The sequence below is a fragment of the Paenibacillus sp. 01T422 genome (assembly GCF_056398785.1).
The window spans coordinates 1-6,369 of record NZ_JBFTQB010000330.1; the positions used below are offsets into that span (position 1 = coordinate 1).

Genomic DNA, 6,369 nt, shown 5'->3' on the forward strand with positions numbered 1-6,369 from the left:
CTCTTATCGCTTGTACATACTTAACGTATACATCTTGGGATCACTACCAATTTGAGTTGAAAGAGAAAAACATCATTCCTGAGCACATTAAGCGTGAAGAAGAAATGAACGCTAACAAAGGCGCAGCTGCTGGCGGCGGCGCGGCGAAGGATACGAAGAAAGCTCCTGCTATCGTAGCAGCAGATGATCCAGGTGCTGAAATTTACAAAAAAGCAACTTGCTTGTCCTGTCACGGTGCAGGACTTAAAGGGATGCCGGCTTCAGGCGTACCAGCGCTGCTTGGCGTAGGTGACAAGCATTCGCAAGATGAGATTTTGAACATTGTCAAAAACGGTAAGGGCAACATGGGTAAACAATATCAAGCCAACATTGATAAAGGCTTAACAGATGCCGATATCACGAAACTTACTGAATGGTTATCCAAACAAAAGGCCCAATAAAATAGGGAAACCTGATCGCGAAAGCGGTCAGGTTTTTTTAAATCACTGGAGGAGGAGCTTACTTGCATCAAGGCGTGTCCATTTCTTATTTCTGGAGTAAGGATTTCTTGTTAAGCAAAAAGATGCTGTGGCTGTTTTTCATCACAAATCTGCTTGGCACCGTGTATGGCTATGAGTGGTATTGGCTTCAAATGGTGGACACGATAGCTGATTACCCGTCATGGTATGTTATTTTTGTGCCGGATAGTCCGACAGCCAGCTTATTCTTCACTTTGTCAGTCGGTTACTTGATTATAGACCGTTCATGGGGTAGTCGATCCGGGAAAGTCTACCAAGCCATTAGAGGTTTCGTGGAAGCTTTTGCTCTTATCACATCATTTAAATATGGCATTTGGGCTGTTACTATGATTTGGGCAGGCGCTTGGCAAGGAGTTCCTGTGGGCTGGGATGGTTGKATGCTTACATGCTCGCATTTGGCTATGGCAGTGGAAGCGCTATTATTCGTTAGGTGGTATACATTCCGGATACCTGCCATCCTGCTTATTACGTGCTGGACGCTGTGGAACGACTTCATGGATTATGAACGAGGGGTATTCCCTAGATTGCCCGAAGTGCTTGTAAACAACTATTATAGGACCATAGAAAGCTTTACAATCAGCTTAAGCCTCATAGGTATTATGATAGCTTTTATCTGTTTGGGTCTGCGTCAGAAGAAACAACGATAATCACATAACCGATGGTCTAAATTGGGACGAACCTCCATATGATGATGGTGAAGGAGGGGATGTCCCATGTTTATGTTTACCGGGGGAATTAAACGACTGACAGTCACACTTTTGTTGGCAGCAGTCGTAAGTATAAGCTCTGCATGCGCAGCTAGTACCAGTACGATTGGACAAGCCGCAAAACCAATAGATCCAGAACAGTTGAAGCGGGTTGAGTTTCTGAATCAAATTGCAGATGAGATGTACAAGCAAACGATGGACGGTCAAGTGCTTGAGGCACGGAATAAGCTGATGCAAATGTCAGATCAAATTCCGAAGATACAATTTGAAGGCATTACATCCGTAGAGGGGCTTAATGCGTTAACGGAAACGATTACGCAGGCCAAGAGAGTCTATAGCGCCGCGACTTACTCACCGGAAGAAGCGCAGATGGCCGTAGCCAAGATACGACTTGCAACGGATGCCCTTACCCATAAAAACCAGCCCATGTGGCTGCAATATTATAAAGTGCTGCAAAATGACACAGCTGCATTAACACAGGTTGTAAAAGCTGGAAAACAGCAAGAAAGCATGGCTAACTTCGGGAAGCTATCTCAGCATATTGCTATTATTCATCCTTCTTTATTGATTAGCCGGGACGCCTCCTCTGTCGAGAAGCTTGACTCTGTTATTGTCTTTCTAAGAAAAAACATTAATAGTGAGCCGATGATAGGTCGTCAAGTGGAAACAGGGCTGGACCATTTAGGTCAGGTACTGGATGAATTGTTTTTGAAAAACAAGGATGCAATTGCTTTCGTACCCCTCACTGACCCTAAGCATCCGATCATCTGGTCAGTTGGGATAGGACTTATCATCGTCAGTGTATTATCTTTCGTGGGCTGGCGGATGTACCAATCCGGTCGGCATATCGTCCCAATCAAGCATTCACGAGCGAGGGAAAAGGAAGTTGGCGATTAAAATAAAAGGTTGAGCAGATGTCACAATCTGCTCAACCTTTTTATTGTGCTTTGAAGCCTTCGCCTATCACATCATGGACTTCCCCTATGATGATAAAAGCGCGAGGATCGATGGACTGAATGAGCTCGCGAAGTCGTCTTGTTTCATGGCGATATACGACACAATACAATACTTCTTTATTGTTGCCTGAGTAAGCGCCCCTTGCAGGAAACAGAGTGACTCCACGGTCTAATTCCTTTGTAATGGCTTCCGATAAAGGTACAGCTTCATCGCTGATAATCGTAAATGCCTTAGCTGCATGAGCGCCTTCGGATATGTAATCAATGAGGCGGGAAGTAACAAAGACAGCAACGAGTGAGTAGAGGACTTTTTCCTTCGGCAAATAAAGAAAGGAAGTACCAATTACGATAACGTCAATAATTAAGATGACTTGTCCGACACTCCAGCCCCTTTTCTTATTTCCGATACGAGCCAAGATGTCTGAGCCGCCTGTAGTGCCGCCGAATCGAAAGACAAGACCAAGTCCGGTACCTAACGTAAGCCCGGCATAAAGTGTAGCTAGAAAGTAATCCTGTGTAGTGTGAAATGGGATGAGCCAGTTGTTATGTATGAGTCGTTCCATCACCCAGAGAAAAAAGGATAAGGAAACTACGCCGTAAATCGTGTACAACATGGGGCCTTTCCCGAAAACGCGCCACCCGAGATAGAACAAGGGGATATTGCATACTAAGGTAGATACGGAAGGAGGAACGTTAAGCACATATTTCAGCAGCAAAGCGATACCCGTAACGCCGCCTTCCATGAGCTCATTTGAAATGACAAAGTAATGTAAACCAAACGCATAAATCGCGGTGCCAACCGTAATGGCAAGTACATTTGTAAATTGATCAGCAAATCTTTCTTTAAAAATCATTTCATTTCCTCCAAACCTCATGGTTCGCATCTGTCAAAAAAATTTGTCAACTTTTCTTGTTTAGTTTAACATAGTAATGATATCTTGGTGAAGATGAAGGAAAGAAGGGTGAACATGTCGGAACGCACGCTGAAAGATATACAGAAAGAAGTCGATACTTATATTTCCCAGTTCAAGGAAGGATATTTCAGTCCTTTGGCTATGCTCGCTAGAATGTCTGAAGAAGTGGGGGAGTTAGCTCGTGAAGTGAACCATACCTACGGCGAAAAGCCGAAAAAAAGCACGGAAGCGGACAACTCCATTGAGCTAGAACTGGGCGATATTATGTTTATAACGATCTGTTTCGCGAACTCACTCGGGATTGATTTGACCGAAGCGCATGATAAAATCATGCATAAGTTCAATACGAGAGATGCGGGTAGATGGACTAAAATTAACACCGAAATTACATAAGCTTCATAAACTATACCATCCCCTCTGAAGGGAGACTCTCTTTCGATAAGGAGGATGGGCAGATGAATGGAGAAGATCAAATACAGAAAGCGTACGAATCTATACTTTCACAAGACTTCGAAAGAGCCATCGAATGGTTTGAAAAAGCGATAACCGCAGAACCTGACAATGCTACCTATCACTACAAACTATCGATAACGTATGCAAGAAGCAATAAGCTGAGCAATGCTATTGAACACGCTGCAAAAGCTACCGATTTGGAGCAAGATAATCAAGTATACCGCTATCATTTGCAAGTACTCCATGCCAGAGAATTGGTGGATAAAGCTCGCAGGCAGTTAAGCACGAAATCCGATCATGCCGAAAGAGCGATCTTCTTATTGAAGGAAGCCATTGTGCTTGATCCTCTGACGATTGAAGCCTATTTAATACTTGGGGAAGCTTTTGCTTTCCGAAACGATTACGGGAGAGCCTATCAAACGGTGATGGAAGCCGTTCGATTAGAGCCAAATCATGAACTAGCCAAGCAGCAGGCTGCTCGCTACCAGCAAAAGATGAAAAATAGAGTTTGAAACATACACAAAGGAGAAACAACGTCATGGATCGTAAAATTCGAGTAGCCGTCATTGGGGCAAGTGGAAGAATGGGGAGAGAGGTCGTAAAGACCGTACTCACAGAGTCCGATATGGAATTAGTGGCGGGAGTAGACCGCTCCTCTGGCCCAATTGATCTTGGAAAAATGGTAGGGTTTGAAGAATGCGGCGTCAAAATGAGCAATGATTTGGAACTTGCGCTAACCGAATCCAAACCGGATGTATTAGTGGATTTTACTGGACCACAAACGGCGTTTTCACATACAAGTTTGGCGATTCGGTTAGGCATTCGTCCCGTGATGGGGACTACTGGATTTACACCGCAGGATATTGCTGAGTTGGACAAGCAGTGTCAGGATAAAGCAATCGGCGGAATTATTGCTCCTAACTTTTCCATCGGAGCCATTCTGATGATGAAATTTGCCGCTCAAGCATCGAAATATTTCCCTCACTTGGAAATTATCGAATATCATGGTGACCAAAAGCTCGACGCACCTTCAGGAACATCCGTGAAAACCGCTGAACTTATTTCTGAAGTTAGAGAAGAGATGAGGCAGGGTAATCCGAAAGAAGAAGAAACGATTGAAGGTTCGCGCGGCGGGTATTACAATGGGTTTAGAATACATAGCGTACGTCTGCCGGGTATTTTTGCTCAACAGGAAGTCATTATGGCTGAACAAGGGCAGGCACTTAAGATTAGACATGACTCTTATGATCGTGCTGCTTATATGCCGGGCGTAGCGATTGCTGTTCGTAAAGTAATGACATATAGCGGTATGATTTATGGATTCGAGCATTTTATAGATTAAGAAAGTCCTAGGGGAGTGGAAGTCAGAATGTTAAATATCGCGCTAATCGCTCACGACCGCAAAAAAGATGAGATGGTTAATTTCGTTACGGCGTATGAGCATGTTTTTGCAGGTCACAAATTATATGGAACAGGTACAACAGGACAGAGAATCATGGAGAATACGAAGCTCGATGTCCATCGCTTTATGTCGGGGCCACTTGGCGGAGACCAGCAAATTGGTGCTTTGGTCGCTCAAAATGAAATGGATTTGATCATCTTTTTGCGTGATCCGTTAATGGCGCAGCCACATGAGCCGGACATCATTGCTCTATTGCGCTTATGCGATGTGCAAGGAATTCCGTGCGCTACCAATATTGCAACGGCGGAAATCCTCGTTAAAGCGCTGGATCGCGGGGATTTTGCATGGAGAGAACTCGTACATAAATATAAACCGGGACTTGAATAAGATGAGCGAACAACAATTAGATATACTTATTTTTGGTGCACATGCAGACGATGCTGAGATTGGGATGGCTGGAACGATTGCGAAGCATACCGCCTTGGGCTACCGAGTGGGCATTTGCGATCTAACCTACGCAGAGATGTCCTCCAATGGGACAGTCGAGACGAGGAAAGAGGAAGCAGAGCAAGCGGCACAAGTATTAGGATTGACCGTGCGCACGAATCTCGGGTTACCAGACCGAGGCTTGTACGTGACTCCCAGTCATATTGAACGAATTACGGCGGAGATCCGCAAGTACAGACCTAGAATAGTTTTTGCTCCTTATTGGCAGGATCGACATCCCGATCATATTGCCTGCTCGGCACTTATTCAAGAAGCTGTGTTTAATGCCAAACTGCGCAAATATTTGCCGGAATCTGATCCGGTCCATGTGGAGAATATGTATTTTTATTTTATAAATGATGTGTACGAAGCTGATTTCATAGTTAATGTAACAGATTATTACGAGACCAAGAAGGCTGCACTGAGCGCATATCGTTCGCAGTTCATAACAGGGCAAGGAAGCGTTGCGACACCGCTAAATCAAGGTTATATAGAGCGCGTAGTAGCTCGTGACCATTTATTGGGACAAAAGCGTATGCTTCCGTATGCAGAAGGTTTCGTCTCTAAGCTGCCTATGGTGGTAGATCGAATCGATTGATCCGGAAAAGAGGTGCAAAATGAACGATAAACTTAAAATTGGAATTACGTGTTATCCGACGTTAGGCGGTTCAGGAGTTGTTGCGACAGAACTTGGCAAGCTGCTTGCCGAAAAAGGGCATGAGGTTCATTTTATTACGCACAGCATGCCATTCCGCCTAGGTAAATTCCATAAAAATATTTTTTATCATGAAGTGGAAGTCAGTCAGTATTATGTATTCCGTTACCCGCCATATGATCTTTCGCTTGCAAGCAAACTTGCACAAGTTGCCAAAATGGAAGAGCTAGACCTGCTTCATGTTCACTACGCGATTCCACATGCGGTCTGTGCACTGC

Annotated in this window: 10 protein-coding genes; 9 read left to right on the forward strand and 1 reads right to left on the reverse strand. The window is 44.4% G+C overall.

All coding sequences use genetic code 11. The features are described 5' to 3' along the window. The 3 genes from AC1DUA_RS18825 to AC1DUA_RS18835 form a co-directional block, all read left to right on the forward strand. Nucleotides 1-440, forward strand: a 440-nt coding sequence (locus AC1DUA_RS18825; protein ID WP_477501229.1) for a c-type cytochrome, incomplete at its 5' end; no start/stop codon positions are given. Nucleotides 441-502: 62 nt separating this feature from the next. After that, the gene (locus tag AC1DUA_RS18830) at nt 503-1,165 is read left to right on the forward strand and encodes a DUF1405 domain-containing protein (protein WP_477501230.1); all 663 of its coding nucleotides are present in this window, start codon (nt 503-505) and stop codon (nt 1,163-1,165) included. A 66-nt stretch (nt 1,166-1,231) separates the two neighbouring features. Further along, nucleotides 1,232-2,122, forward strand: a complete 891-nt coding sequence (locus AC1DUA_RS18835) for a sporulation protein YpjB (protein ID WP_477501231.1) — start codon at nt 1,232-1,234, stop codon at nt 2,120-2,122. A 40-nt stretch (nt 2,123-2,162) separates the two neighbouring features. Here AC1DUA_RS18835 and AC1DUA_RS18840 read toward each other — a convergent pair whose 3' ends face one another. Continuing rightward, nucleotides 2,163-3,035: a YitT family protein gene (locus AC1DUA_RS18840; RefSeq protein WP_477501232.1), complete on the reverse strand. Its 873-nt coding sequence runs from the start codon at nt 3,033-3,035 to the stop codon at nt 2,163-2,165. Nucleotides 3,036-3,149: 114 nt separating this feature from the next. Here AC1DUA_RS18840 and AC1DUA_RS18845 point away from each other — a divergent pair, with 114 nt between their 5' ends. From AC1DUA_RS18845 to AC1DUA_RS18870, 6 genes are all read left to right on the forward strand, one after another. Further along, nucleotides 3,150-3,488, forward strand: coding sequence for a nucleotide pyrophosphohydrolase (locus AC1DUA_RS18845; RefSeq protein WP_127451427.1), 339 nt, complete (start codon nt 3,150-3,152; stop codon nt 3,486-3,488). Nucleotides 3,489-3,550: 62 nt separating this feature from the next. Then, nucleotides 3,551-4,060, forward strand: coding sequence for a tetratricopeptide repeat protein (locus tag AC1DUA_RS18850; protein ID WP_477501233.1), 510 nt, complete (start codon nt 3,551-3,553; stop codon nt 4,058-4,060). Between the two features lie 26 nt (nt 4,061-4,086). Further along, the gene (gene dapB, locus AC1DUA_RS18855) at nt 4,087-4,890 is read left to right on the forward strand and encodes a 4-hydroxy-tetrahydrodipicolinate reductase (RefSeq protein WP_477501234.1); all 804 of its coding nucleotides are present in this window, start codon (nt 4,087-4,089) and stop codon (nt 4,888-4,890) included. Between the two features lie 27 nt (nt 4,891-4,917). Next, the gene (locus tag AC1DUA_RS18860) at nt 4,918-5,337 is read left to right on the forward strand and encodes a methylglyoxal synthase (RefSeq protein WP_477501235.1); all 420 of its coding nucleotides are present in this window, start codon (nt 4,918-4,920) and stop codon (nt 5,335-5,337) included. A 1-nt stretch (nt 5,338) separates the two neighbouring features. Beyond that, nucleotides 5,339-6,034, forward strand: coding sequence for a bacillithiol biosynthesis deacetylase BshB1 (gene bshB1, locus AC1DUA_RS18865; protein WP_477501236.1), 696 nt, complete (start codon nt 5,339-5,341; stop codon nt 6,032-6,034). A gap of 19 nt (nt 6,035-6,053) precedes the next feature. Next, the coding region (locus AC1DUA_RS18870) for a glycosyltransferase (protein WP_477501237.1) at nt 6,054-6,369 on the forward strand (316 nt) is incomplete at its 3' end.